The organism is Terrimonas rubra, assembly GCF_042686025.1.
Classification (GTDB): domain Bacteria; phylum Bacteroidota; class Bacteroidia; order Chitinophagales; family Chitinophagaceae; genus Terrimonas; species Terrimonas rubra.
This window is the reverse complement of sequence record NZ_JBHUOZ010000002.1, coordinates 185,763-210,677: the sequence shown is the minus strand read 5'-3', so window position 1 is coordinate 210,677 and position 24,915 is coordinate 185,763. Positions and strand designations below refer to the sequence as shown.

18 protein-coding genes are annotated in these 24,915 nt (G+C 43.9%); 11 read left to right on the top strand and 7 right to left on the bottom strand.

What is annotated here, in order from left to right; all coding sequences use genetic code 11:
- Window positions 1–81 precede the first annotated feature (81 nt).
- On the bottom strand, window positions 82–5,217 hold the full coding sequence (locus tag ACFS6H_RS09255; RefSeq protein WP_386097570.1) for a translocation/assembly module TamB domain-containing protein: 5,136 nt from the start codon (window positions 5,215–5,217) through the stop codon (window positions 82–84).
- Between the two features lie 376 nt (window positions 5,218–5,593).
- Between ACFS6H_RS09255 and ACFS6H_RS09250 the strand changes: the two genes are divergently transcribed.
- Complete coding sequence (locus tag ACFS6H_RS09250) at window positions 5,594–6,643, top strand: 3-oxoacyl-ACP synthase III family protein (protein ID WP_386097568.1); 1,050 nt, start codon at window positions 5,594–5,596, stop codon at window positions 6,641–6,643.
- 349 nt (window positions 6,644–6,992) lie between these two features.
- Window positions 6,993–8,840: an amidophosphoribosyltransferase gene (locus ACFS6H_RS09245; protein WP_386097566.1), complete on the top strand. Its 1,848-nt coding sequence runs from the start codon at window positions 6,993–6,995 to the stop codon at window positions 8,838–8,840.
- Window positions 8,841–9,105: 265 nt separating this feature from the next.
- On the opposite strand, the gene ACFS6H_RS09240 is transcribed toward ACFS6H_RS09245, so the two are convergent.
- The 3 genes from ACFS6H_RS09240 to ACFS6H_RS09230 all read right to left on the bottom strand — a co-directional run bounded on the left by ACFS6H_RS09240 (window position 9,106) and on the right by ACFS6H_RS09230 (window position 11,217).
- Window positions 9,106–9,579 (bottom strand): DUF4920 domain-containing protein, encoded by a 474-nt coding sequence (locus ACFS6H_RS09240; protein WP_386097564.1) that lies wholly within the window; start codon window positions 9,577–9,579, stop codon window positions 9,106–9,108.
- Between the two features lie 113 nt (window positions 9,580–9,692).
- Complete coding sequence (locus ACFS6H_RS09235; RefSeq protein ID WP_386097562.1) at window positions 9,693–10,355, bottom strand: DUF998 domain-containing protein; 663 nt, start codon at window positions 10,353–10,355, stop codon at window positions 9,693–9,695.
- Between the two features lie 22 nt (window positions 10,356–10,377).
- Window positions 10,378–11,217 (bottom strand): maleylpyruvate isomerase N-terminal domain-containing protein, encoded by an 840-nt coding sequence (locus ACFS6H_RS09230; protein ID WP_386097560.1) that lies wholly within the window; start codon window positions 11,215–11,217, stop codon window positions 10,378–10,380.
- Window positions 11,218–11,331: 114 nt separating this feature from the next.
- On the opposite strand from ACFS6H_RS09230, the gene ade reads away from it, so the two are divergent.
- The 6 genes from ade (at window position 11,332) to ACFS6H_RS09200 (ending at window position 17,614) form a co-directional block, all read left to right on the top strand.
- Entirely contained in the window at window positions 11,332–13,011 is a 1,680-nt protein-coding gene (ade, locus tag ACFS6H_RS09225; RefSeq protein ID WP_386097558.1) for an adenine deaminase, read from the top strand.
- Window positions 13,012–13,188: 177 nt separating this feature from the next.
- The gene (locus ACFS6H_RS09220) at window positions 13,189–13,989 is read left to right on the top strand and encodes a LiaF transmembrane domain-containing protein (protein WP_386097556.1); all 801 of its coding nucleotides are present in this window, start codon (window positions 13,189–13,191) and stop codon (window positions 13,987–13,989) included.
- A gap of 44 nt (window positions 13,990–14,033) precedes the next feature.
- Window positions 14,034–14,381 (top strand): DUF4288 domain-containing protein, encoded by a 348-nt coding sequence (locus ACFS6H_RS09215; RefSeq protein WP_386097554.1) that lies wholly within the window; start codon window positions 14,034–14,036, stop codon window positions 14,379–14,381.
- Window positions 14,382–14,391: 10 nt separating this feature from the next.
- Window positions 14,392–15,444 (top strand): sensor histidine kinase, encoded by a 1,053-nt coding sequence (locus ACFS6H_RS09210; protein WP_386097552.1) that lies wholly within the window; start codon window positions 14,392–14,394, stop codon window positions 15,442–15,444.
- Between the two features lie 22 nt (window positions 15,445–15,466).
- On the top strand, window positions 15,467–16,207 hold the full coding sequence (locus ACFS6H_RS09205) for a LytR/AlgR family response regulator transcription factor (protein WP_386097550.1): 741 nt from the start codon (window positions 15,467–15,469) through the stop codon (window positions 16,205–16,207).
- A gap of 387 nt (window positions 16,208–16,594) precedes the next feature.
- Window positions 16,595–17,614, top strand: a complete 1,020-nt coding sequence (locus tag ACFS6H_RS09200) for a PorP/SprF family type IX secretion system membrane protein (RefSeq protein WP_386097746.1) — start codon at window positions 16,595–16,597, stop codon at window positions 17,612–17,614.
- Between the two features lie 401 nt (window positions 17,615–18,015).
- Here ACFS6H_RS09200 and ACFS6H_RS09195 read toward each other — a convergent pair whose 3' ends face one another.
- Entirely contained in the window at window positions 18,016–19,089 is a 1,074-nt protein-coding gene (locus tag ACFS6H_RS09195; RefSeq protein WP_386097548.1) for a hypothetical protein, read from the bottom strand.
- Between the two features lie 148 nt (window positions 19,090–19,237).
- Complete coding sequence (locus ACFS6H_RS09190; protein WP_386097546.1) at window positions 19,238–20,941, bottom strand: lamin tail domain-containing protein; 1,704 nt, start codon at window positions 20,939–20,941, stop codon at window positions 19,238–19,240.
- A gap of 84 nt (window positions 20,942–21,025) precedes the next feature.
- Here ACFS6H_RS09190 and ACFS6H_RS09185 point away from each other — a divergent pair, with 84 nt between their 5' ends.
- The 3 genes from ACFS6H_RS09185 (at window position 21,026) to ACFS6H_RS09175 (ending at window position 24,283) form a co-directional block, all read left to right on the top strand.
- Window positions 21,026–21,388, top strand: coding sequence for a BlaI/MecI/CopY family transcriptional regulator (locus ACFS6H_RS09185; protein WP_386097544.1), 363 nt, complete (start codon window positions 21,026–21,028; stop codon window positions 21,386–21,388).
- A gap of 55 nt (window positions 21,389–21,443) precedes the next feature.
- Entirely contained in the window at window positions 21,444–22,994 is a 1,551-nt protein-coding gene (locus ACFS6H_RS09180; RefSeq protein ID WP_386097542.1) for a M56 family metallopeptidase, read from the top strand.
- Window positions 22,995–23,272: 278 nt separating this feature from the next.
- Entirely contained in the window at window positions 23,273–24,283 is a 1,011-nt protein-coding gene (locus ACFS6H_RS09175; RefSeq protein ID WP_386097540.1) for an aspartate-semialdehyde dehydrogenase, read from the top strand.
- 141 nt (window positions 24,284–24,424) lie between these two features.
- On the opposite strand, the gene rpsP is transcribed toward ACFS6H_RS09175, so the two are convergent.
- Window positions 24,425–24,874, bottom strand: a complete 450-nt coding sequence (rpsP, locus tag ACFS6H_RS09170) for a 30S ribosomal protein S16 (RefSeq protein ID WP_386097538.1) — start codon at window positions 24,872–24,874, stop codon at window positions 24,425–24,427.
- Window positions 24,875–24,915 lie beyond the last annotated feature (41 nt).

Below are 24,915 nucleotides of genomic sequence, written 5' to 3'. Positions count from 1 at the left end.
TGGTGCAAACATCTTTAACTGCTTCCGTTTTTATTTTATTATGAACTGTACAATAGTTCTTCGCTTTATTAACTAACCTGTTTATGGATTGGCCGCTTGTTTTGCCTGACGTTCTTTTTCTTGTCTTTCCTCTCTTTCTTTCCGTCTCTGTTCCGGGGTTTTCTGTTTCCTGAAAATATCCCTGAAACGGTTATAGTCCAGTGTGATAACAAATCCCAGGCCTGTTTCAACAATATACCCGTCTATCACACCCTGGAACTCATTCTTACGGTAAGCCCTTAACATATAACGGCCGTCCTTGCTTAAGCGGTAATCAATAGCAATATTACCGGCAATATTAGCCGCCTGCTGGTTACTGTTCTGTGGTCCCTCCAGTTCAAAATTACTGCCGATGGAAACGGTCAGGCGGTCATCGAACATTTTTTTGGATAAACCAATATTCAGATCCGTTCTATCAGCTCTTGCACCGGTAGAATAATCCTCCGATGATTGCAGGTCAAAATTCAGGTCAACACCCTTTATTAAACCTTCGCTCATGCGGTTCAGTTGTTCTGTTAGCAGTTTACTTACGCTCTGGCGTACCATGGTATTGGCCGAAACGCCGGTACCGTCAAACGGTGTTTCGGCAAAAAAGCGGGTCAGTACCAGCAGGGAGAAAACCTGTTTGTTCATTTCACCCTCATCTAACCTTAGCTGGTCCAGTTTGGTGCGCACATCGGTTAACACGTTACCGGCAACAGAATAACTTTTATTCTCCGGTAATACAATATCAAAAGCAACCTGCGGCTGTAATAACTGCCCGGTTAGTTTTAATAGTACATCAAAGGGCAGGCGCTGCATATACATATTACGCTGGGTAGCGGTAATATCATCACCCAACTGGCCTTTTACCAGGTCTAACGGTACGGCATTGGCTACATATTTTGCCGTTATGTTTATATCAGCTGCTGTAGGCTCGCCACCCCAGGTGATCTTACTGCCTTTTTCAATGGAGAATTTACGTTTGGCCATAGGTATGGTTAACTGGTATTCCCCTTCATTAATTTCGTAGGTGCCGGTCATTACAATTTCACCGGACTTATCAATATTTACACTCAGTAAGGCTTCGCCTTTCACATTTAAATAGTCACCATTACTTTCATCAATCACAATGGTAAAGTCAGCGGCAGGATCAATCTCTACGTTTACAGATACGTCCATACCTGTAATGGAAGATGTGTTCAGCGAGTCATATCGCACCAGCCATAGGGAGTCGCTCAATGGGGCATCCATATCCACAAACTCCACTACACCTTCCCTGTCTTCAATACCCGGGTCCGATTGGGGTAATACAACCGTCATGGCTGTTCCTTCGTTTACTTTTAAGCGCCCGTCAATAACAGGCATTGCTTCCGTACCCGTTATCTGCAGGTCGGTATTAAAAAACAGCTTACCGTAAAAAAGATCATTATCTCTTTTAACACTGTTCAATGCCTGGAAATTATCGGCACGTAAGTTTAAATTAAATTTATAATTGGTAAAGTTTTGGGTAGCCGCGGTACCATTCAATATCAGGTCATTATTGCTGGTATCCTTAATGGCAAAACGGTTAAAGCGCAGCCCCTGCTGGTCAAAAATGATCTTTTGCTGGTCTACTTTAAAATAATTGTTAAGGGTGCTTACATTAAAGCCGGCCTTGTCAAAATTAATGCTGCCCAATACCGAAGGTTGTTTAATGGTACCGGTAATGGCCAGTTTACCATTAACCGAGCCGGTACCGTAACGGATGGCTTTGGCCGAAAACGCCTGTGCTGTTTGAATGGTCAGTTTATTAATATCCAGGTTAAAATCAAAGTCCTTACCACCCGTTGTTTGCTGGTAATACTTTCCGGCCAGCTGAACATTATTCTCCCCACCGGTGATGGTTACATTGGCATCGTATACGCCGGGTGAACTGTTGCTGGCCAGTATCTTTACGTTACCTACCGTATCCTGGTAAAGTTGTAAATTATCAATGGTCAGGTCGCCGGTAAATACGGGTGAGGTAAACAGGTCCGACAATACCACCGAGCCATTCAGCTTACCATTCGCCAGCGTGGTATCAGGCATTACAAAACCCAGCAGGGTACCAATACCAAACTGGTTAAAAGAAACCTGCAGGGGTGCTGTAGGTACCGGTTCGGTGCTTTGTATTTTAAGCTCTTCGTTGTTCCGGGCCAATAAAAAATTATCAGCCAGTAATCCGGCAGGCGAATATACCAGGCTGTTATTTTCTGCAGCTTTCCACTCGTTGTAATTCAGTTTCAGGTTTTTCGGAACAATAGAAAACTTATACTGGCTGCTATCATTCTGCTCCAGTAAGCCTTGCAGGTTATACCGTTCTTTAAAATTTTCGTCCTTAATATTTAAAACAAAAGCCAGGTTGTTCTCTGCAACGCCAGCCTGTACATTGGTGTTTTGTATAACAATGCCGCCGGCAGCAATATTTTTTACATTGATATTGGCCAGTATAGAATCCTGCGCCTGATTGGTACCTGCATCCAGCGCCAGGCTGTCAATTTTATTACCGGCATAACTAAGCGAGGGCGCTTTTAAATTGGCATGCCAGCCATTAAAATCGCTGAAAAAGCTATTTAGTGTAACCGTTTCCAGGTGTTCCAGGTCGGGTACAAAGGCTTTTAACTGCGGCGAGTTACTGATGGTCGCGTTTAAGGTAAAGTTATACGGATCAAACACCAGGGTGGTATCGCGTTGGGTTGTTTTAAAATATGGCTGCATCACATGCTGCACCACATCGCCTATCTGTGTCAGTTTATATTCACCATATAAATCCACATTGGCAACCGGGCTGAATAATTGCAGGTAACGGATATCATCAAATACATTGGCTACCAGTCTCACACTATCTAAGTCCACGGGCTGGTTATTCATCACCAGTAAACCTCTTTCAATCATTAATTCACCAATGAGGTCATCAGGATTGGTATTCTCAAAATCGGCTTTGATAGTACCGGCAAAATTGATGGCTTCAGGTGTTAAATGAAGCGGCAGTGTTTTAAGGCTGTCAACCTGTAAATTGGCCTGGATGGCCGGGTATTCCTTGGTAAAATTAGCCGAGGCGGTAAGGTCCAGGTCAATATTAGGGTCGGATATGGAGGCGGTAAGATTGGCCACCTGGTTCCTGATATCCCCGTTAATGGCCAGGTCTTTATATTCGTACTGGTTGTATGTAAAACTATGTACGGTTCCTTTAAACACGGCATCAGCCGTTTTAGGGTCAAACCCTTTGCCTTTGGCCTGCAGGCTAACGCTTAACGGCCCCAGCGTGGAGTCGTTCATTATTTTTCCCAGGTTAAAGGATTCGGTTGCCAGGTTAACATCATAGGTGGCTTTGGCTGCATCGGTAATATGCGTGGTACTGCCTTTAATTTTTACATTTCCCAGGTCGGTTCTCAGCCGGGCATCAATATCATTACTGGCGAGCCCGCCTTTTATTTTACCCGTTAACTGCATGGTATTGGGTAATGTAATATTGGCGGGCAAGGTGCCGGGGGGTAATATCTTTTCCAGGTCCTGGCGGGTAGTGCTGATATTATCAATGGCCAGGTCCGATGTAAACCTGTCCATATCCGGCAGTCCCTTTAACTGCCCCCTTAACTTTACAGCAGTAGCATTCCAGCCTTTTAATTCCAGGTCCTCAATCGCCAGGTTTTTAATAAAACCTCTGATGCGTCCGTGTAACTGCCATGAGGCAGCAGGGTTGGCAAAAGCTTCCTGTTGTGCCAGGTCGGGTACAAATGTTAAGATATCGGCAGCCACTACCTTTGACCGGTCCAGGTTCATATCTACATACAAAACACCAATATCCTTACCAATGGCTTCTATTGATGGATAACGGATGGCAATATCACGTTGCAACAGCGTACCTGGTGTTTTTAATACAAGGTCCTTTAAATAAGCGGTACTGCTGCCGTATAAAAAACTGGTCTGTAACTTTTCTAATACAAAACCGCTTTGTTCTTTCAGCTCGCCTTTTTTTATAATGCCTTTAATACTATCGCTCTTGAATAAAAACCCGTCTACTTCCAGGTTAAGATCATTCACCTTTAAATGGGCGTAATCCATTCCTTTTGCAATACGTGGTGAATTATTATCGTCGTACTGTACATTGCTGTTGCTGATCTTTAAAGAATTTACCGCCAGTTGTAAACCCGCTTCTCCGGCGGCCACTTCCTGTAAAGCATCTTCGGTGGTAGCGGCATTGGTTGTTTTTTTAGGCGTTACTACCGGTGCGGTTTTATCTTGTCTTACAATGGCATTCAGTTTATCAATGGTAATATCCCCGGCATCAAAAATCATTTTATCCAGGTCCAGTTTCCGGGGTTGTACCGCCAGGCTGCCCACACTGGCCTGGGTATAAAACGAACCGACACTATCCCTGAAATCGAGTTGCAGGTTTTTAATACCGACATCTCTTAATAACAACTGCAGCGAATTGCCTTCGGCTGCACTGGTTTGGGTGGTAGGCTCTGTTGCTACCACCAGGGCCGTATCATTGGTTAAGGGTTTGGTTTGTATAACGATCGCTGTTGTATTTTCAATAGCGGTTTCTTTAATATCAATGATCAGTTTATTAAAATCAAGCCCGTTGATCTTTGCACCAAAATGCCCCAGTTGTGTGGTAACATCATTACCGGTCACTACATCCTTATACACAAAACGTACATTATCCAGTAAAACGGATCGTAGTAAAAACGGGGCAGCACTGGTATCGGCTACACTGGCCGATGTATCGGAGGAGGGGGAAGAAAAAGCATCCACAATAAACTGGAAATTAAAAGCGGTATCAGGCAACTCCCGTTTGATCTTTGCGGTAATGTCCTGCAATTGCACTTCTTTAATATCCAGCTTGTCAAACAATAAATTCCAGATGCTGATATTCACCTGTATTTTACCGGCCGACAGCAGGGTATCCTGTTTGCGGTCTTCAACATATAAATCTTCCAGCACGACCTTGGTGCTGAAACTGATATACAATTTGCCAATATCTATTTTGGTATCCAGCTTGTCCTGCAGGTAGCTGATGGCCTGTTTGCGGATGATATTCTGGCCCCAGCGGGTTTGAATGGCAATAATGAGAATAACAACCAGGAGGAGCAGCCCCAATATAATACCGCCCAACACCTTCAACAGGCGTTTCCAGATATTTTTTTTCTTAGGGGCTTTTACTTTTTCCATTCAATTAATTGCGGCCTGCGTGGTTATAATATGTTAATGAATCAACGATCATCCTTTTATGGCTTACCGGCTGAACCAACTGTTTTTACACAGCACAATATGTAAGTGTTTTATTTAATAAGAACCTGGTAGCCAATCACATCCTGAAAACTTTTTATTACCCCGCCATATACCCCACAAAATTGCTGTATTATTCTTAATTAATGCCTTATCAGCATAAAAAACTATACCATTTATACGGCTATACCCATAAAAAAACGCCAATTCCCCGATTTTTCCCGTGGATTGGCGGAACAGGCAAATTTTTGAAACAGTTAACCGGCGAAACAGTTGCATTTATGTTACATTTCTTATCTTGCTTTTTTAATGATTGTTTATGCCGAGAACAAAGATTGCGGGCATTGGTAAGTACCTGCCTGAGACCATTGTAACCAATAACGACCTCACTAAAGTAATGGATACCAGCGATGCATGGATCCAGGAGCGTACCGGTATCCAGGAACGTCGTTATGCCAAAAGGTTTGAAGACACAACGGCCACCATGGGCGCCGAAGCTGCCCGGGTAGCTATTGAAAGGGCCGGCATAACCCCGCAGGATATTGACTTTATCATTTTTGCCACCCTTAGTCCCGATTATTATTTCCCCGGCTGCGGTGTATTGGTACAGCGTATTTTAAACATTCCCAATATTCCCGCTCTGGATATCCGTAACCAGTGCAGCGGTTTTGTATATGGTATCAGTATTGCCGACCAGTTCATTAAAACGGGCATGTATAAAAATATCCTGCTCATTGGTTCCGAAACACATTCCTATGCCCTGGATTTCAGTACCCGCGGCCGGAATGTATCGGTAATATTCGGTGATGGTGCCGGGGCCGTGGTGTTACAGCCTACCGAAAAAGAAAACCAGGGTATTTTAAGTACCCATTTACACAGCGATGGCACCGAAGCCGAAATGTTAAGTATGCCTAACCCTGGCTTTCATGCCGGAAAATTCTGGGAGGCCGTTAAGCCGGAACAACCCGAAACGCCTTATGGCGGCATGTTCATTACCCAAAGCCTGCTGGATAAGGACGACCTGTACCCTTATATGGACGGCCCGGCCGTATTTAAAAAAGCGGTAGTAAAAATGCCGGAAGTAGTACAGGAGGCCCTGAAACAAAATAACCTGCAGGCGGCTGATATTGATATGCTGGTGCCCCACCAGGCCAACCTGCGTATAGCGCAGTTTGTACAACAACAATTAGGGTTAAGCGACGATAAAGTGTTTAATAATATCCAGAAATACGGCAATACCACCGCTGCATCCGTTCCTATTGCTTTATGCGAAGCCTGGGAAGCAGGCAAAATAAAAGAGGGCGACCTGGTTTGCCTGGCTGCATTCGGCAGCGGCTTTACCTGGGGCAGTGCTTTGCTGAGGTGGTAGGGAAAGGTTCAAGAGGTTCAAAGGTTCAAGAAGTTCAAAAGGTTTAAAATCGTTTAAGGTTTAACGTTTTATGTTTAAGGTTAGTGAGGCTTTCAGCGTTTAGCTTTCAGCCTTCTGCATTTATCTGTATGCATAAGAAAAGTTTTTGAGCTTGAATGATGAAGGAAGGCGTGCTTGCTTTGAGCCTTAAGCTTTTAGCTTTACGCTTTCTGCTTTCGGCCTTCATCAAACAAAGTGGCCCCGCTGTTGTTATAGCTTTTGTAATAAACACAAATGCATAAAAGGAACAATGGTTTGTGTACCGGAAAAGTAAATGTAATAACCTAACTTTGCGCTTTCCTCTAAAAAAATGAGCGACCCAATAAAACATGAATGCGGTTTGGCATTCATCCGACTAAGAAAATCTTTCTCTTATTACCAGCAACGGTACGGTACCACCATGTGGGGTTTGAACAAAATGTACCTGCTGATGGAAAAGCAACATAATCGCGGACAGGATGGTGCCGGAGTGGCTGCCGTAAAACTGAATGTAGAGCCGGGTTACCCGTTTTTACACCGTATACGCAGCGCCAAACCGCAGGCCATTGCCGATGTTTTTCGCCAGATAGGCGCCGAAGTGGAGAACCTGGCACAGTACAACCCCGAAATACGTAAACATGCCGGCCTCATGAAGGGGCATGTGTCGTTTATGGGCGAACTGTTATTAGGCCATTTGCGTTACGGTACCCAGGGAAAGAATAACGAAGAGTTTTGCCACCCTTTTATTAAAAGGCATACCGTACCTGCCCGCAACCTGGCTTTAGCGGGCAATTTTAATTTGGTAAATACCGAAGAGCTTTTTTCGCTCATCAATATCGATCCCGGTGTGTTTCAGCGCCAGAGCGATCTGGCGGCTATGATGGAAGTATTACACCACTTCCTGGTACAGGCCGATGAAAACTCACCTGAACATCCGGATATTAAAGCGGTATTGCAAAAGGCCCTGCCTTTGTTTGATGGTGGTTTTCATGTGGGTGGCCTTACCGGCGATGGAACCGGCTTTGTGTTCCGCGATGCCAATGGTATACGTCCCTCCTATTATTATATTAATGAGGAAGTGATTGTAGCCGCATCGGAAAGAGCTGCTATACGTACCACTTTTAATGTAGGCGAAAACGAGGTAAAAGAATTAATGCCCGGCCAGGCACTCATCGTGTATGAAGATGGCCGTTACGAAATTTTCCAGGCCCTGGAGCCCAAAGAACGTAAGGCCTGTAGCTTTGAACGTATTTACTTTTCACGTGGCAGCGATGAAAAAATATATAAAGAACGCCTGGCCTTAGGTCATAACCTCAGCGAGCAGGTATTGAATGCGGTGGACAATGATTTAAAGAACACCATCTTTTCATTTATACCCAATACCGCCGAAGTGGCTTTCTATGGTTTGCAAAAAGGTATGGAAGATTACCTGAACAAACGTAAACTGGAGCGCATTCTCAGCTGGGGTAATAATATTGACCAGGAACAACTGGCCGAACTCATATCACGCCGGGTACGCATTGAAAAAATAGCCATCAAGGATGTAAAGATGCGTACATTCATTACCGAGGATACCAGCCGTAACGAAATGGTGCAGCACGTGTACGATATAACCTATGGTACCGTAACACCACATGTAGATACACTGGTGGTAATAGATGATTCCATTGTACGGGGTACTACACTAAAAGAGAGTATCATCCGTATGCTGGCCCGCCTGAAACCTAAAAAGATCATTGTTGTATCTTCCTCTCCGCAGATACGTTATCCCGATTGTTATGGTATTGACATGAGCAAAATGGGCGACTTTATTGCTTTTGGCGCAGCCGTGGCTTTATTACGTGAAAAAGGACAGGAGCAGATATTACAGGACCTGCTGGAAAAATGCAAGACCCTGCAACGCAACAACCAGTTACATACGGAGAATGTAGTACAACAACTATATAAAACAGCTACCACCGAAGAAATATCGGCAAAAGTGGCCCAGCTTATTACTCCGCCGGAGGTAGATATTCCCGTAGAAGTGATCTTCCAGAGCATTGAGGACCTGCACAAAGCCTGTCCCGGTAACCTGGGCGACTGGTACTTTACCGGCAACTACCCCACACCGGGTGGTAACAAGGTGGTGAACAAAGCCTTTATGAACTATATGGAAGGTAAGGATGTACGTGGTTATTAAGCGTAAATAAACCAGTAGCATCGGCTGCAGTGCAGGGCCGGTCATTGGTTTCCCGCTTTTCGCTGCAAGTCCGGCACGCCCCCTGACCCCCATAGGGGGAACCGCCTACCGCAGTTCCTCACCGGGCTTTCCGCTGCAATCGGGGCTATCAGCAACAAAACAACAAAGCCCGGCAGTTATATACATTTATATGAATAGCATACAGCATAACAAATAAAAAAAGCTGTCCAACCGGACAGCTTTTTTTATTTGCCTTACAGCAAAATTATTTTACTACCTGGATACCCGTTGCAGTAAAACGGATCTCTTTTTCAGGTTGTGTAATGGCGTCAATTTCTGCCTGCGATTTTTTAGCATCTTCAGCATAGTGCTTTAACTCGGCAACCGAAGTTGTTTTAATAAATGCTTTACCATCCAATACAATGGTTTTACCTTTTAATGCTAAAGGAGTAAAAAATGCATAATCTTTCATTTTTACAAAAGCAGTAGTGGTATCATTTACCGCTAATTTTAACCAGCAACCTTTTTTAGGACAAACGTCCAGTACAGTAGCGGTAACTTTTGTATCAATGGATTCCTGTTTAGCCAGCTTGGCCGGTATCTGGGCAATATCAATAGCGCCGTTAATGGATTTAATTTCACCATATACATCACCTGGTTTGGCATCGCCTGCAGGCGGTTGAGCAATAGCAGCTGTGCTGGCAAAAGCAATGGCGGCAGCTAATAATAATTTTTTCATAATCATGTTTTCGTTTTCTAAAGACTGCAAAGTTAACAATTGGTTGCAACTGCAAGCCATAATATTGTAAAAAAGCAACATATTTCGTCGTAGGAGGGTCGTATTTACTTCCTTCATTCATCACTGAGCAGTAATTCGCCCTTTACCAGCCAGGAAGTACCAAAGGCCAGTAAAGCGATCCATTCGAGCCAGAAAACGGCATGAATGGCATCGGCATCTTGCGCAATACTGTCGCGGGTGGCTATAAATACCAGTATAATACAAGCCACCATAATAACGGCGCAGCTGCGGTATATTTTATTACGGGCCAGCTTCTCGGGTGTTTTTTGGCCCCTGCTTTTGGTAAAAAGGAAAAAAGAAATAAAGGACAGGCTTAAAAAGAAAATAGCTGCCGCAGTATAGTGCACCCATACCCTGGCTTTGTTGTCCGTTAAATGTACCACGCTGCAAACCGCATCATCGTTTTGTGTGGTAGGATAAAGCGCTACCAGTATAGCTGCTACGCCGGCAATGGTGGTCCAGGTATTATCGTTACGGTCATAACCTTTATAGGCAATTAAGAACAACGCCACCGCACATAATACCCCCACAAATATGTCGCCGGCAATGGTAAAATAATAATGACTGATGGAGTCCTGTATACGGGAGCATTGCCCCACTAAAAATGTGGCGGCCAGTAAAGCGGCCGGCAAAAAAATGCCCATAAAACCAATGGCCTTACGAATGGTTAAAAAAGAAATAACCATACGGTTGTTATTTGTTTTCTCAGTGGACATGTTCCCGGTTTTTATTTTTTCATTAAGCCATAACAGCAACCATGTGTAAAGCATGTTCGCCCAGTATGCGGTTACCTTCAATATTTATCTTTTCCATTATTGCATCGGGCCGTATGCTTTTGGAGAACAGGGGCCAGCTTATAGCTGCCGGTATGCTCACGGTAGTGGCTGGTGTTATATCATTGCCCGTATAAACCTCCCAGGCATCAGCACGCTTAATGATCTGCCAGCTGCCACCAATATCTTCAGGTATAGTTAGTTTTACAACCGTATCAACAGGGGCATTTACTTCTTTAAACTGGTGCGGTAATGCCAGCATAAAAATATGAATGAAGGGCGTATAATAAGTACTGTTCATTAAGCCGGGTTTATTTACGGCATCACGTATCTGCTGCTGGTGTAAAAACTTTTCGGTGTATTCGCGTGCAATATGTTTCCAGTTGGGACTTTCCGTATCGCCTGCCCAGCTAACGGCAAAGGGCGAAGGTGCAAAGGGATCAAGCCCGGCATAATAATTACAATAAAGCGGGCCGGTTATTTCGTGCAGAATGATCAGCATCGAAGGGCTTACTCTTTTCATGGCTTTTACCCAGTCGGCATTCAGGCCGTTCAGGTAATTTACAAGACCTTTATAAGTGGTGTCCGAAGGGCTCTCGCCAAAATACCCGTCACGCAACATGGAGAGTGCCCTTATATTGCCATCTAATAAATGCCCCACCACATCTTTCACTTTCCATAAACGGGCAACAGTAGGCCGTTGCCAGTCTTCAGGTGACAATTCTTTTAACAGCTGTATAAATAAATGATCAATCTGTGGTAACAGCATCCTGGCATCAACCGGTATATTTTGTTCAGGGTTCAATTGGTATGCGTTTTAGTTTAAAGTTAAACGCTCCCTGTTGTTTAAAAAAATTAGCCGGATGATATTAGTGCTACTGTTTTACCTTAGCATGATTCAACAGGTAAAATATATAACATGACTTCTTTTACGGTAACCGGCCAGCTGGTAGATATTCCGCAACAAAAAATTTATCCTGCCATGGTAGTGGTACAGGATGGAAAAATAAAGAGCATTGAAACGTTAACCAGTTTGCCGGGTGATAAACAGGGCTATATTTTACCGGGCTTTATTGACAGTCATGTACATATTGAAAGCTCAATGCTGGTACCCGCCGAATTTGCCCGGCTGGCCGTGGTACATGGTACGGTGGGCACTATCAGCGATCCGCATGAAATAGCCAATGTTTGCGGTGTGGCGGGTGTTGACTTTATGATCGACAATGGCAATACCGTTAATTTTAAATTTAATTTTGGTGCGCCCAGCTGCGTACCGGCCACCACTTTTGAAACGGCAGGGGCTACTATCGATGCGGTTGCCGTAAAACAACTGCTGGCCCGCGATGAAATTAAATACCTGAGTGAAATGATGAACTTTCCCGGTGTATTACATGGCGATGCGGAAGTAATGGCAAAAATAAAAGCCGCACAGGAGCTCGGTAAACCGGTGGATGGCCATGCACCGGGTTTAAGAGGCGATACGGCCAGGCAATATATTGCTGCCGGCATCTCAACCGATCATGAATGTTTTACTGCCGATGAGGCCATGGATAAACTGCAGCATGGCATGAAGATACTGATACGCGAAGGCAGTGCCGCCAAGAACTTTGATGCGTTGATACCGCTGATGCACGATCATGCGGACAATATGATGTTTTGCAGTGATGATAAACACCCGGATAGTTTAATGCTGGGCCATATTAACGAGTTATGCGCCAGGGCTGTTGCAAAAGGCATTGATGTGTTTAAGGTATTAAAAGCCGCCTGTATTAACCCGGTAAAACATTATAAAATGGATGTGGGTTTGTTACAGCCCGGCGATGATGCTGATTTTATAGTGGTGGAGAACCTGGAGCATTTTAAAGTATTGCAAACCTATATCAATGGTGAGCTGGTGGCCAACGGTAACCAGAGCCTGATCAATACCGGCTCGCCGGCTACAGTTAAGCCCATCAACAATTTTAATTGCCGGCCCAAAACCGTGGATGATATCAGCCGGGTATACCGGGTAAAGGAAGATACCACGGCTCCGGCCGATATACCGGTAATAGAAGCACTGGACGGGCAGTTAATTACCAATAAAATTTTATTACCACCTGTTATCCTTAACGGGCAGTATGTAAGCGATACTGACCGCGATATGTTGAAAATTGTAGTAGTGAATCGCTATAACGAAGCCACGGTAACCGGCGCCTTTATTAAAAACTTCGGTTTAAAAAACGGTGCCATTGCTTCTTCTGTTGCTCACGACAGTCATAATATAGTGGCCGTGGGTGTAGATGATGAAAGCCTGGTAAAAGCCATTAATATGGTAATAGCACAGCAAGGCGGTATTAGCCTGTATGTACCTGCTACCGGAAACACAGCAGCGATCACAATGGAAGTGCCTTTACCCGTTGCCGGCCTGATGAGCATACGGGATGGGTATGAAGTGGGGCATCAGTATGCGGCTATTGATAAAGCCGCTAAAGCGGCTGGCAGTACCCTTACCTCACCCTTTATGACCTTATCATTTATGGCCTTACTGGTAATACCGCATATAAAACTGAGCGACCTGGGCCTGTTTGATGGCGACAGCTTTAGTTTTATTACTGCATAAGGATAATGACCATCAACATTTTTTGAAGCGGATAGCGGGTTGTTTACCCGCCAGTGTACAGGGCTTTCGTCATTCGCCCTTAAATAATTCCCGTTTACCCTTTTTTCGGGTATATAAGGCATTAGGGTGTTGCTTAACAGGTTAGGGCATAGTACTTTCGGTTAAAATTTACAGGTTATGAACGAATATAGTAATCAATCGCTGAGAGATAGACGCAGGGAAAGGCGTAACAATCGTCACAATATGGGCAACCATGTATGGTTGGGTGTGTTTTTACTGATCTTCGGTGTTTTTTCATTGATAAAGGCCAATTTTGATATACACTTTCCCCGCTGGATCTTTACCTGGGAATGGATACTGATAGGTATAGGTTTATTTATTGGCTTTAAAGAAAACTTTAAAGGTTCTGCATGGATCATACTGATTGCCATCGGCTCCATCTTTTTATCCAAGGATGTGTTAAGGGCGTATAACTTACAATTCAGTGTATGGCCGATAATTATGATACTGGTGGGTGTGTACTTTATTACACAGGCCGGCGGTAAAAAAAAACGGCAATCACTAAAGGAGGAGGATGAACGTCAGACCGAATGGGGTGATATTCCTTTATCAGACGGAACCCCTTATGTGGAAACGGAAGATGATTATGTGGACAGCACTTCCATATTCGGCAGTGATAAAAAAAATGTACTATCCAAAAACTTCAGGGGGGGTGAAATAACCAATGTGTTCGGCGGTTCAGAGGTTGATCTGACACAGGCTGATATACAGGGAAAATGTGTACTGGAAGTAACAGCCATTTTTGGTGGCGCTACGCTTATCATTCCTTCCAACTGGCTTATACGATCGGAAGCGGTAACTATTTTTGGTGGTATATCCGATAAACGTAAAATGGCCATAGCCAGCGAACTGCCCCGTAAAACATTAATTATAAAAGGTACCGTGCTGTTTGGCGGTATAGAAATTAAAAGCTACTAAACCGGTAGCTTTTAATTTTTTTATAAACCCTAAAAACTAACATTATGGAATGGTTTATGGCAAAAATTGTTTACCGTATTATTACCGGCGCCGGTAACCATATGGCACAGTTTGAAGAACAACTGCGTTTAATACAAGCTACCCATATCAGCAAGGCCTTACAAAAAGCTACCGAGATAGGCCGCAAGAGCGAAGATTTTTTTTACAACCAGCAACTGCAGCTGGTACAGTGGCAGTTTTTAAATGTTACCGAATTAAAGCCTTTGCAGCACCTGAATGATGGTATAGAGTTATACACCCGCATTGAAGAACATGACAATGCCGAAGCCTATATGCTGACCCTGCAACGCAGGCATAGCCAGTTAACGGATACCATTAATTTACCCCTGTAAATATTAGCGTATGCGGGTAAGCTTATTTTCGGTACGCAGACTTTTGCTCATATTGGGTATTTGCTGGCTGGTATTAATTGCCGACCAGGCACTGATACTTTATTGGTTTAACCTGCCCCTGAAAACAGCGGTAATTGACAGCCTGATCAGCAATTTTTTGTTATTGTGGGCCTGTGTACTGATCATTGGCATGCTGCGCTACTATAATGCCGGGGCCAGCCGTTACAGCAATATGATCATACTTTGTATAGTGCTGAGCATTATATGGGTATATTTTAACCGCTTTGTACTGAACTTTTTTTTAGAGGAGGTAGAGGGCTATAGCAGTTTTTTACAGCACTCGCTGATCATACGCGGCAGTATTGGCTTCCTGGTTTTGATCATAGCCGCCATGCTGGGTATTATATGGTATGGTTTGCAGGAGCAGGAACAGAATGAACAGCGGAAAAAAGATGCGGAGAAACTTTCGCGGGATGCCGAATTGTATAAGCTGCGCCAGCAGTTACAACCGCATTTTTTATTTAACAGCCTTAACTCCATTAATGCGCTTATCAGTATTAACCCCAATGAGGCCAGGGATATGGTATTACAGCTGTCGGCTTTTTTACGTAATAATGTAAGCAGCAGCGAAAATAAATGGATAAGCCTGCAGGAAGAGCTGGATCATTTAGGCCGCTACCTGAATATTGAGAAAGTACGTTTTGGCAACCGCCTGGTAACTACTATTGAATGTGATGATACCACCCGTGAACTGAGACTACCGGCCCTGATATTACAACCCCTGGTAGAGAATGCTATAAAATTTGGCTTGTATGATACCCTAGGGCCGGCCGATATAGTATTGAAGGCAGCAGCCGTAGACGGACAACTACAGATAACCATCCAAAACCCGTACGACCCTGATACATCATCGCCCCGTAAGGGAACCGGCTTTGGTTTATCATCGGTACAACGGCGTTTATACCTGTTATTTGGCCGTAACGACCTGTTAACGGCGGGAGGCAGCAACCATGTTTTTACCACGCAGGTAACCATACCACAAATTCAACCTGATATAGCATAAAGACTAAATAGTATATTTAACCATGCATAAAGTTGTAATAATTGATGATGAGCCATTGGCCCGCAGTATAGTGGAAGAGTTTATAAAGGATTTTCCGCAATTACAGGTAGTAGCCACCTGCGGCGATGGTTTTGAAGGAGTAAAAGCGATACAGGAGCATGAGCCTGAGCTGATTTTTTTAGATGTACAGATGCCCAAGATCAATGGGTTTGAAATGCTGGAACTGGTGGACAGTCAGCCTTCGGTAATATTTGCCACTGCTTTTGATGAATATGCCATTAAGGCTTTTGAGGCTAATGCCATTGATTATTTATTAAAGCCCTTTAGCCGGGAGCGTTTTGCAACAGCGGTTAATAAATGGCTTGAACAACAGGCGGGACGTGCAGCCCTGAATATGCCCGGCCTGCTGGATGCAGCCTCTCAATCGCCGGCACAAAGCCAGCGTATAGTGGTAAAAACCGGCACCAAAATAAAGATCATTCCTACACAGGATGTGTTTTACCTGGAAGCTGCCGACAATTTTGTAAAAGTGCATACCCGTGACGGCGCTTTTTTAAAGAATAAAACCATGTCGCATTTTGAGCAGATATTACCGGCACAGGAATTTGCCCGCTGCCATCGTTCCTACATGGTGAACCTGCAGGAAATAACCCGTATAGAGCCTTATGAAAAGGATAGTCATATTGCCTTATTACGCAATGGCGGCCGGGTGCCGGTAAGTCGCAGCGGTTATGCCCGCTTAAAAGAAATTTTAGGATTATAGGTTTCAATAGCCGGTACCCGTACTATAGCCGAGGGGCTGACGGATGGCAGCGGTAGCTGGCCATTGCGGGGCCAGGCGGGCGGCGGCCACTACAAGCGTACAGCCGTAACTGCAGCCGGGATTTGTACCGGAGCCGAAAGCCCATAAAACTGGTAATGAATTAATTAGGCTGACCCCTATGGACAAAGATGGGCCTGTGATCCGGCTTACAACCGGAATTTGTTAAGTTTTACAGAAGGGACAGTATTTGCATGTTGCTGTATTAAAAAGTTGTATTTTTCCGTTCCGTTGCCCGGGCTTACAATTTTGCCTGTATTACAACGTTTTAATACCGTAAGCCACGTTTGGGGCTTTAGTACTGTCTAATGAGATAAACTTATTGCTTTGATGAAGAAAATATTATTAACTGTTTTAGGCTGTGTAGCAATGGTGGTTGTGAGCAAGGCACAGGACCCTAATTTTTCACAGTTTTTTGCTTCACCCTTAACACTGAACCCGGCATTAACGGGTAAGTTTGACGGTGTGATCCGGGTGGCCGGCAATTACCGTAACCAGTGGCCATCTATCAGCAATGCTTTTAATACTTATACCGTATCGGCCGATATGGGCATTTTACAAAACCGTATTCCGGAAGGTGACCAGTTTGGCGTAGGCCTGATAGGCTTTAGCGATAAAGCCGGTGATGGCGTACTGGTAACAAACCATGTAGGGTTATCGGTTGCCTACCATAAAAGCCTGGACGAAAATCTTAACCACCAGATCGGTGCGGGTTTCCAGGGTATGTACACAAATAAAAGATTAGATGTAAGCCGTTTGAAGTTTGGTGATATGCTGACCCCCTTTGGTTTTACCGGCATTTCCGAAGAAACTTTAGTTGGTCAGGGTAACCAGGCATTACATTATTTTGACCTGAATGCCGGTGTGTTTTATAATGGCAGTACCGATGGGTATAATAACTTTTATTTAGGTGCTTCCATGTACCATATTAACCGCCCTAAAGAAAGTTTTAACGGCGCTAATTTTATTTTAAATCCACGTACAACGATACAGGCCGGTGGTAAAATACCATTGGGAAGCTCTTATAATTACCTGCACCTGGCCGCTAACCATAGTATGCAGGCCAAGGCCAATAATACATCAGTAGGTGGTGCAGTATCGGTAAATGTAAATAACGATGAGGATAATCCTACCAATGTATACCTGGGTAGCTGGTACCGTTTTGGCGATGCGGTAATTCCTTATATGGGACTTGAGTTTGGGGAGTTCCGTTTCGGCGCTTCGTATGATGTAAATATTTCAAAACTGAAAGCGGCATCCAATGCCCGTGGCGGTGTGGAAATATCACTTATCTATATCCGCAAATATGTAGATCCCAATATGCGTAAACTAAACTGTCCGAGGTTTTAGTTTTTCATTATTTACATAAGTAGATTTTTGCCCGCAGATTTTCGCGGATTAGTTACGCAGATCGTCGCAGCGTATATTGTGTTATCTGCGAAAATCTGCGTTGTATTCTTCTGCGTAATGTGCGGGTTAATTTATTGATATAAAACTGGCCAATAACCGGTTTTAGTATCTCAAGCTGTTCACGCAGCTAGCGCTGAGTATATTGTATTGTCTGCGAAAAACCTGCGTTGTATTCTTCTGCGAAATCTGCGGGTTAATTTATTGATATAAAACTGGGCCAATAACCGGTTTTAGTGTCTCAAGCTGTTCATGCAGCTAGCGCAGCGTATATTGTATTGTCTGCGAAAATCTGCGCTGTATTCTTTTGCGAAATCTGCGGGAAAACAACAGGAATGAGTTACTTATTTTGAATGCCCCAGTAAAGCATCGCGTTCCTGCGATACTACCTGCAACATGCTTTCCAGCTGACCGATACGTTTTATCTGGTCCATCAGGCTTTGGTTGTCCTGGCTAATGAGCTGCATATCGTTATTAATCTCCTCGAGGTAAGCAATTTTCTTTTGCATTTGCTGGCGTTCAAAATTAGCTTCGCTCAGTTTATGTTCGGTGGCCGTAAGCTCATGCATCAGGTTGCGGTATTCGGTATCCTTTTGTTGTACCAGCTGCAGCTGCACGGAAATATCTTTTTGTAATTTATAATTGGCTTCTTTCAGGTCTTCATGTTCTATTTTTAATAACAAAGCGTTACCGGCCTGCGACTCCAGCTTATTTATTTTTTCCTGTAATAAGGCAAACTCTTTATGCGCATTGTCCAGCAGTAAAGTCAGTTCTTTGGTTATTTCCTGCTGCTGCTGCATATTATCCAGCTCTTTTTGTTTGGTGGATAATAATACTTCCAGGTCATCAACCTTGTGTGTCAGTATCTCCTTATCTTTTAATATCTGCTGTTGTTGTGTTTCCTGTTGTTTAATGGTTTCAATATTCTCAAGTAAGGAAGCTATTCTGTTATTTTGTTCCACCAGGCCCGACTGGGCCGCCTGCAATTGTGTTAAATAATCGGGTGTGGTTGGGGTTGGTACAGCGTATGTAGGCTGCACAGGTTCTTCGCTGATGATAATTTCCGTTTCTTCCGTTTCGGGTTCTGCTGTAGCCTGGCCTTCATCCAGCAGCTCCTGCAGAATGGTTATCTCTTCTTTCAGGTTAGTGTTCTCCTGTAATAATTTTTGTAGTGCTTCATTAGACTGGCTGTTCTGCTGGTCTTTTTTCAGGTCGCTGATCTCCTTATCCCGCAGGTCCATATCATTACGGTAACGGCGTTTCCATTCTTCCACCCGTTTCTTTTCGGTATCCAGTTTTTTACTGATGCTCTTTTTTTGTGTACGGCCGCTGATAAAAAAATACAGGGCAGCACCAATGGCCACTGCAGCTAAGAGCAAAACGAGTAGTTGTAAAATGGTAAGTTGAATCAGATCCATAAAACCAAAAAATGTAAATAAATAATGTCCGGTGCAGGAAGGTTAAGCATTGAGCCGGCAGGGGGCTCAACTAAGCGTTTTTCCGGGTGGGATTCTGACGGTAAATATACAATAGTAAGGTAATAGTTTATCGGGCGTCATAAAAAAATTATAAAGGCCGGGCAAGCACTACGGTATTTTTATATACCTGTTTTTTCCCTTGCAGGTTAAAAAATTCGCTGAGTATAATATAGGTGCCTATGGGCAGCGGGTTGTTTTTATCATTGAGCCCGTTCCAGTTCCAATAGCCTGAGGTACTGGTTGTTGCGTTACGCACCAGGTTTTTTACAGGCCTGCCTGCAGCATCAAAGATGGTGATATTGGCCACAAAACCATTTTGCGGCAGGTTGTAGCTAATGGAAGTTATATCATTGAACCCATCCCCGTCCGGCGAAAAAACGGTGGGTGAAATACTGATGCTGCCCTTACCTGTTTCCACCGATTTATACTGTGAGTTGCGATAAGTGGGGGTGCCGAAACCTGCTGTGGAAGCGGCGGAATGCCAGTTTTGGGCCGATTGGGAAGGCTGATCGGGGTCAATACGTTCAAGGGCAACGCCTTCGTCATTATCTATTAATGGAAAATGCCATTTATTGGAATAAGCCACTTCATCCACCACGGCTCCCTGTTCATTTACCAGTACTACGGTTCCGCCGGTATTGGGGTAGGACGGTAGTGCGGGAATGACCATTACTTTTGAAGGCGCTTTAACCAGGTAGTTTAAAGCCAGGTTGTCCGCATTTTCCGTTACTACTACATAATCGCCAGGGAAAATATATACGGGTTGCTGACTTACTGATTTTATATTGTCGATATTACCGGCGGTATTCCTGTTGGCCAGTAGTATTTTGGAGAGATCGATTATTTTTTTGCTCCTGTTATATAGCTCTGCATAATCATAGCCATTGGGGCGGGGACGGAAAAGGATCTCATTGATCACTAGATCCTGCGCCATAGCAGCTGAAGCCAGGCCTGTTTGCACCTGTTGGGCAGTTATCACTTTGCCTGAGCAGTTAATAACCCCGCTAACGCTGATAGTATAAATAGTGGCTTCCGTTAAAGGCTCTGCTAGCGTAAGCTGTACCTGGTTAAATAAAGGCGGCAGGGTGAGGGCCCGGGTAATATTGTTGCCCGTAACACTATAATTGGTAAGTGTGGCCCCGCTGCTGCTGTCCACCGGCTGGTTAAAAACAATGGTTACCTGGTTTGTTCCGGTGGTATAACTATGCGTAACAGCCGGGGCCGGCTGGGTGGTTAAGCTGCCATTGACACTGTTGACAGTACCCGGCGTACCACCGGTGGCGCTGGTACTGGCTTTCCAGTTCTCTTTGCCGGAACAGGGCTGTACAGGATCTATCATTTCAAGAGTCCAACCTCCTTCTTTCTTTAACTCATTGTTATACCAGTTGCTTTGATAATTCACTGCATGCATGGTGGTACCGTTTGCCGACCGTATAAATAACTGGTCCGTTTCATTATCCAATGAAGGAAAGCTGGTAACTGCCAGCGTTGCCCCGAATGCTGATAAGGCGGTAACTGCATTACCGGTACAAATAATAACATAACTACCTGAAGCCAGCATATACTGGGGCATGGGGCCACTGATGCCGGTTAAATCGCCCAGGCGCCAGCCCGCGAGGTTAACAGGCGTAGTACCGGTATTTTTTAACTCTATCCATTCGTTATTCGGCAACCCAACTATTGGTGCGGGATCGGCCATAATTTCGGTAATAACCACCTGGTAGCGGTTTTGGGCATATACACAGGTGGTTGTTGCCAGCAGGCAACAAAGCAGCAGGAGGTGTTTTTTCATAACCTAATTTACAAAAAAATGAGTAAATAAATATTTGCTATTATTACGAATTGTTCGTAATATTGAAAATCATTCGTAATTAAAATGGAAAAACTATCAGCACAGGAAGAGCAGGTAATGCTTGCCATCTGGAAAGTGGGCGAAGGTAATGTGAAGCTATTTATGGAACACCTGCAAATGGCCGCTCCCTATACTACCGTAGCTTCCACTGTTAAAAACTTGGAAAAGAAGGGCTATGTATCTAGCAAGTTTTTTGGTAATGTGTATGTGTATAAGCCTGTGATAAGTGAAGAGGATTATAAAAAGCGTTTTCTGGGCAACGTAGTAAAGGATTATTTTGACAACTCCTATAAGGACCTGGTGAACTTTTTTGTGAACCAGAAAAAACTTTCTGCCGATGAGTTGCAGGAAATAGTACAGATGATAAAGAACAAAAAGACAAAATAAATACATGTATTGCCTTACGGGTGCAATACCGTATGTTTTATAAAATAGTACAACCATGAGCATAGCCCAATACCTGTTACAGTTATCCGTATCCTTAGCGGTGGTATATGTTTTTTATAAGCTGGTTTTAAGCAGGCTTACTTTTTATACTATCAACCGGTGGTATTTACTGGGTTATAGTTTTATATCCTTTTTAATACCCTTTGCCAGTATATCCAGTTTATGGCAGTATAAGGAGGTAGACCAGATTGTTTTTATACAATGGATACCGGCCCTTACCAACAGCAATGCGGTACAAAAGTTAAACAGTAATGAAATAGTGATCGCATATATACTGGGCATTATAGCATTGGGTGCGGTGGTACTGCTGATCAAATTATTATTTAACTGGTTATCACTAAGGTTTTTAAAGAAGAATGCTACGGTGATATCGGCCGATGAAACGGCTACCATCTTCCAGGTACAGGAAAATATTGCCCCCTTCTCCTTCGGGAAAAATATGTACCTCAATATTAACCAGCACCAGGGTGAGGACCTGGAACAGATTATTAAACACGAGTTTGTACATATTAAGCAGAAACATACGCTGGATGTGATCTGGTGTGAAATACTCTGCATACTGAACTGGTACAATCCCTTTGCCTGGATGTTGCGGAGCGCCATTAAACAGAACCTGGAGTTTATTGCCGATGATAAAGTGATACAGCAGGGGGTGGACAGGGAAGGTTACCAGTTCCTGTTACTAAAAGTAATGGGGAACAGGAATTTTGCAATAGCCAACAATTTTAATATTTCAGCACTTAAAAAACGTATTGCCATGATGAATACAAATGAAACCCGGAAAAGACATTTACTGAAGTTTGTCCTGGTGTTGCCGGTGATTGCTGTATTGCTTTTATCGTTCAGGACCATACATAACAAAACGGTGAAGGAATATACTCCTGCTGTTGTAATTATGGGTACCGTGCCCGTTGTTCAGGATACAGTTCCTGGAAAGGCGACGATATATGTTACCGGCAAGGCAGAAGCCAATAAACTGGTAAAAGAGGATGCCGGTGATGTTAATGAAAAACCGAAGGAGGTAATTCTTTATGGTGTGAAACCTGCACCGGCTAACCCGCCCCTGTTCGTACTAAATGGCAGCATTTTGAGCGAGGGGGAATTCCAGGCCCTTAACCCCAATACAATCGAAACGATCAATATATTAAAAGGTGCTTCCGCTACAGGTTTATATGGAGAGAAAGCGGAGCATGGCGTTATCGTCATCACAACCAAGGCAGGAAAGGCCGGTGATTATATTGTGGAGGATAAAGAAAAAGTAAAACTCGAGATCAGGGGAACAGTAGAGAATACTGAAGTACGCGAAACTACAGGTAAAACCGCCGGTATTGTATTAAGAGGTAAAGCTAAAACCGTAAATATTTCTGGGGTAGATAATGAAACCAACGCATTATGGGTAATAGACGGTAAGGTGGTAACTGAGGAAGAGCGCCAGCAATTAGACCCCCATACCATTAAGACCGTTACAGTAATGAGGGATGCAACCGCCACCAGTAAATATGGTTCGGCAGCTAAAAACGGGGTAATTGAGATCACGTTAAAATAAAATAAGATCACACATACGGTTGTTAGCCCCGAAATAAATATTTAAATAAATTTTGCGTGCTACTGTTGCGGTTATATATTTGCGCCACATGATTACAATGATGCATACTACAAAACGAATGAAGAAACGTTCCTGATGGAGGGTTTGCACCGTTATGTAGTAACAACATAAATAAACTGGCAGGCCCTCCCATCGGAGGGCCTGTTTTTTTGTATCATGAAAAATTTATTTAATCATAAAAAACTCTTTTAAAGAGACCTTGGGGGGAAACAAAGAAAATGAAAGTTGCTGTAGTAGGTGCTACCGGCCTGGTGGGCACCAAAATGTTACAAGTTTTAGCCGAAAGAAATTTCCCGGTAACGGAATTATTACCGGTAGCATCTGAAAGATCAGTTGGTAAGGAAATTGTTTTTAAGGGCAATAAATTTAAGGTAGTGAGCATGGATGACGCTATCGCTGCGAAGCCGCATATAGCCATTTTTTCTGCGGGGGGAAATACATCATTGGAATGGGCGCCCAAATTTGCCGAAGCCGGTATTACCGTAGTAGACAATTCATCGGCCTGGCGTATGGATAAGGATAAGCCTTTGATTGTGCCTGAAATTAATGCCGACCTGCTTACGCGCAACGATAAAATTATAGCCAACCCCAATTGCTCCACCATACAAATGGTGGTAGCATTAAACCCTTTACACCAGAAATATGGGATTAAAAGAGTGGTGGTATCCACTTACCAGAGTGTTACCGGAACGGGCGTTAAAGCGGTTGACCAGTTAAACGGCGAAAGGGCCAAGGCGGTTAAAGGAGAAACAACTGAATACCCCATGGCTTATAAATATCCCATTGACCTGAACGTTATTCCGCAGATAGATGTTTTTTTAGACAATGGTTACACCAAGGAAGAGATGAAAATGGTGAACGAAACTAAAAAGATCATGCGTGATGACAGCATACGTGTAACCGCAACTACGGTGCGTATACCGGTAGTGGGTGGTCACAGTGAAAGTGTGAACATAGAATTTTCGTCTGATTTTGACCTGCAGGAAGTAAGGGATCTGCTGGCCAATGCACCCGGTGTGGTGCTGGTAGATGATACGGCCAACGCATTATACCCGATGCCAAAAGATGCACATGAGCGTGACGAGGTTTTTGTAGGACGTTTACGTCGTGATGAAACCCAGCCCAATACACTGAACATGTGGATTGTATCGGATAACCTGCGCAAAGGAGCTGCTACCAATGCGGTGCAGATTGCCGAATACCTTGCCGAAAAAGGATTACTAGGTTAGTTAAGTATATATTGAAGAACATCCGGTTAACTGCAGTGGCCATGCCGCTGCAGTTATTTTTTGTCCATACCTGAACAAACAAAAAAGGCGGTATCCTGGGATACCGCCTTCAACAAACTTTCAGGATGTGAGGAATATAAATTAAGCCTCGCTTCCGCCTTCAGTTTCCGCTCTTCTCTCAACAGGTCTGCGACCTGGAGCTGGCCTGCGGTTTCTTCTGTTACGGGCAGCATCTTCCTGGCGTTTTTTAATTTGAGCTTCGTGCTCTGCAGTCCATTTTGTGAACTTTTCCATGGCAGTGGCATCATCAAAAAGGCCTAAGCCCACACCGCGAAGCAGGTGTTTCAGGTATAATACACCTTTGAAACTTAAGATACGGCGTACAGTATCGGTGGGTTGAGCACCGTTATGTAACCACTCTAAAGCTTTCTGACGGTCCAACTGGATAGTTGCCGGTACAGTTAAAGGGTTGTAAGTACCTAATTTTTGAATGAATTTTCCGTCACGTGGTGCACGTGCATCGGCTACTACGATGAAGTAGAAAGGTCTTTTTTTAGACCCGTGGCGTTGCAGTCTGATTTTTGCTGACATTAAATAGAAATTTAACAGCGTTAAACAATAATTGTTAGTTC

Excerpts from the sequence above, each read along its gene's own strand:
- ACFS6H_RS09255 (WP_386097570.1), bottom strand. The coding sequence starts at position 5,217 with ATGGAAAAAGTAAAAGCCCCTAAGAAAAAAAATATCTGGAAACGCCTG.
- ACFS6H_RS09250 (WP_386097568.1), top strand. The coding sequence starts at position 5,594 with ATGCCGAGAACAAAGATTGCGGGCATTGGTAAGTACCTGCCTGAGACC.
- ACFS6H_RS09245 (WP_386097566.1), top strand. The coding sequence starts at position 6,993 with ATGAGCGACCCAATAAAACATGAATGCGGTTTGGCATTCATCCGACTA.
- ACFS6H_RS09240 (WP_386097564.1), bottom strand. The coding sequence starts at position 9,579 with ATGAAAAAATTATTATTAGCTGCCGCCATTGCTTTTGCCAGCACAGCT.
- ACFS6H_RS09235 (WP_386097562.1), bottom strand. The coding sequence starts at position 10,355 with ATGTCCACTGAGAAAACAAATAACAACCGTATGGTTATTTCTTTTTTA.
- ade (WP_386097558.1), top strand. The coding sequence starts at position 11,332 with ATGACTTCTTTTACGGTAACCGGCCAGCTGGTAGATATTCCGCAACAA.
- ACFS6H_RS09220 (WP_386097556.1), top strand. The coding sequence starts at position 13,189 with ATGAACGAATATAGTAATCAATCGCTGAGAGATAGACGCAGGGAAAGG.
- ACFS6H_RS09215 (WP_386097554.1), top strand. The coding sequence starts at position 14,034 with ATGGAATGGTTTATGGCAAAAATTGTTTACCGTATTATTACCGGCGCC.
- ACFS6H_RS09210 (WP_386097552.1), top strand. The coding sequence starts at position 14,392 with ATGCGGGTAAGCTTATTTTCGGTACGCAGACTTTTGCTCATATTGGGT.
- ACFS6H_RS09205 (WP_386097550.1), top strand. The coding sequence starts at position 15,467 with ATGCATAAAGTTGTAATAATTGATGATGAGCCATTGGCCCGCAGTATA.
- ACFS6H_RS09200 (WP_386097746.1), top strand. The coding sequence starts at position 16,595 with ATGAAGAAAATATTATTAACTGTTTTAGGCTGTGTAGCAATGGTGGTT.
- ACFS6H_RS09195 (WP_386097548.1), bottom strand. The coding sequence starts at position 19,089 with ATGGATCTGATTCAACTTACCATTTTACAACTACTCGTTTTGCTCTTA.
- ACFS6H_RS09190 (WP_386097546.1), bottom strand. The coding sequence starts at position 20,941 with ATGAAAAAACACCTCCTGCTGCTTTGTTGCCTGCTGGCAACAACCACC.
- ACFS6H_RS09185 (WP_386097544.1), top strand. The coding sequence starts at position 21,026 with ATGGAAAAACTATCAGCACAGGAAGAGCAGGTAATGCTTGCCATCTGG.
- ACFS6H_RS09180 (WP_386097542.1), top strand. The coding sequence starts at position 21,444 with ATGAGCATAGCCCAATACCTGTTACAGTTATCCGTATCCTTAGCGGTG.
- ACFS6H_RS09175 (WP_386097540.1), top strand. The coding sequence starts at position 23,273 with ATGAAAGTTGCTGTAGTAGGTGCTACCGGCCTGGTGGGCACCAAAATG.
- rpsP (WP_386097538.1), bottom strand. The coding sequence starts at position 24,874 with ATGTCAGCAAAAATCAGACTGCAACGCCACGGGTCTAAAAAAAGACCT.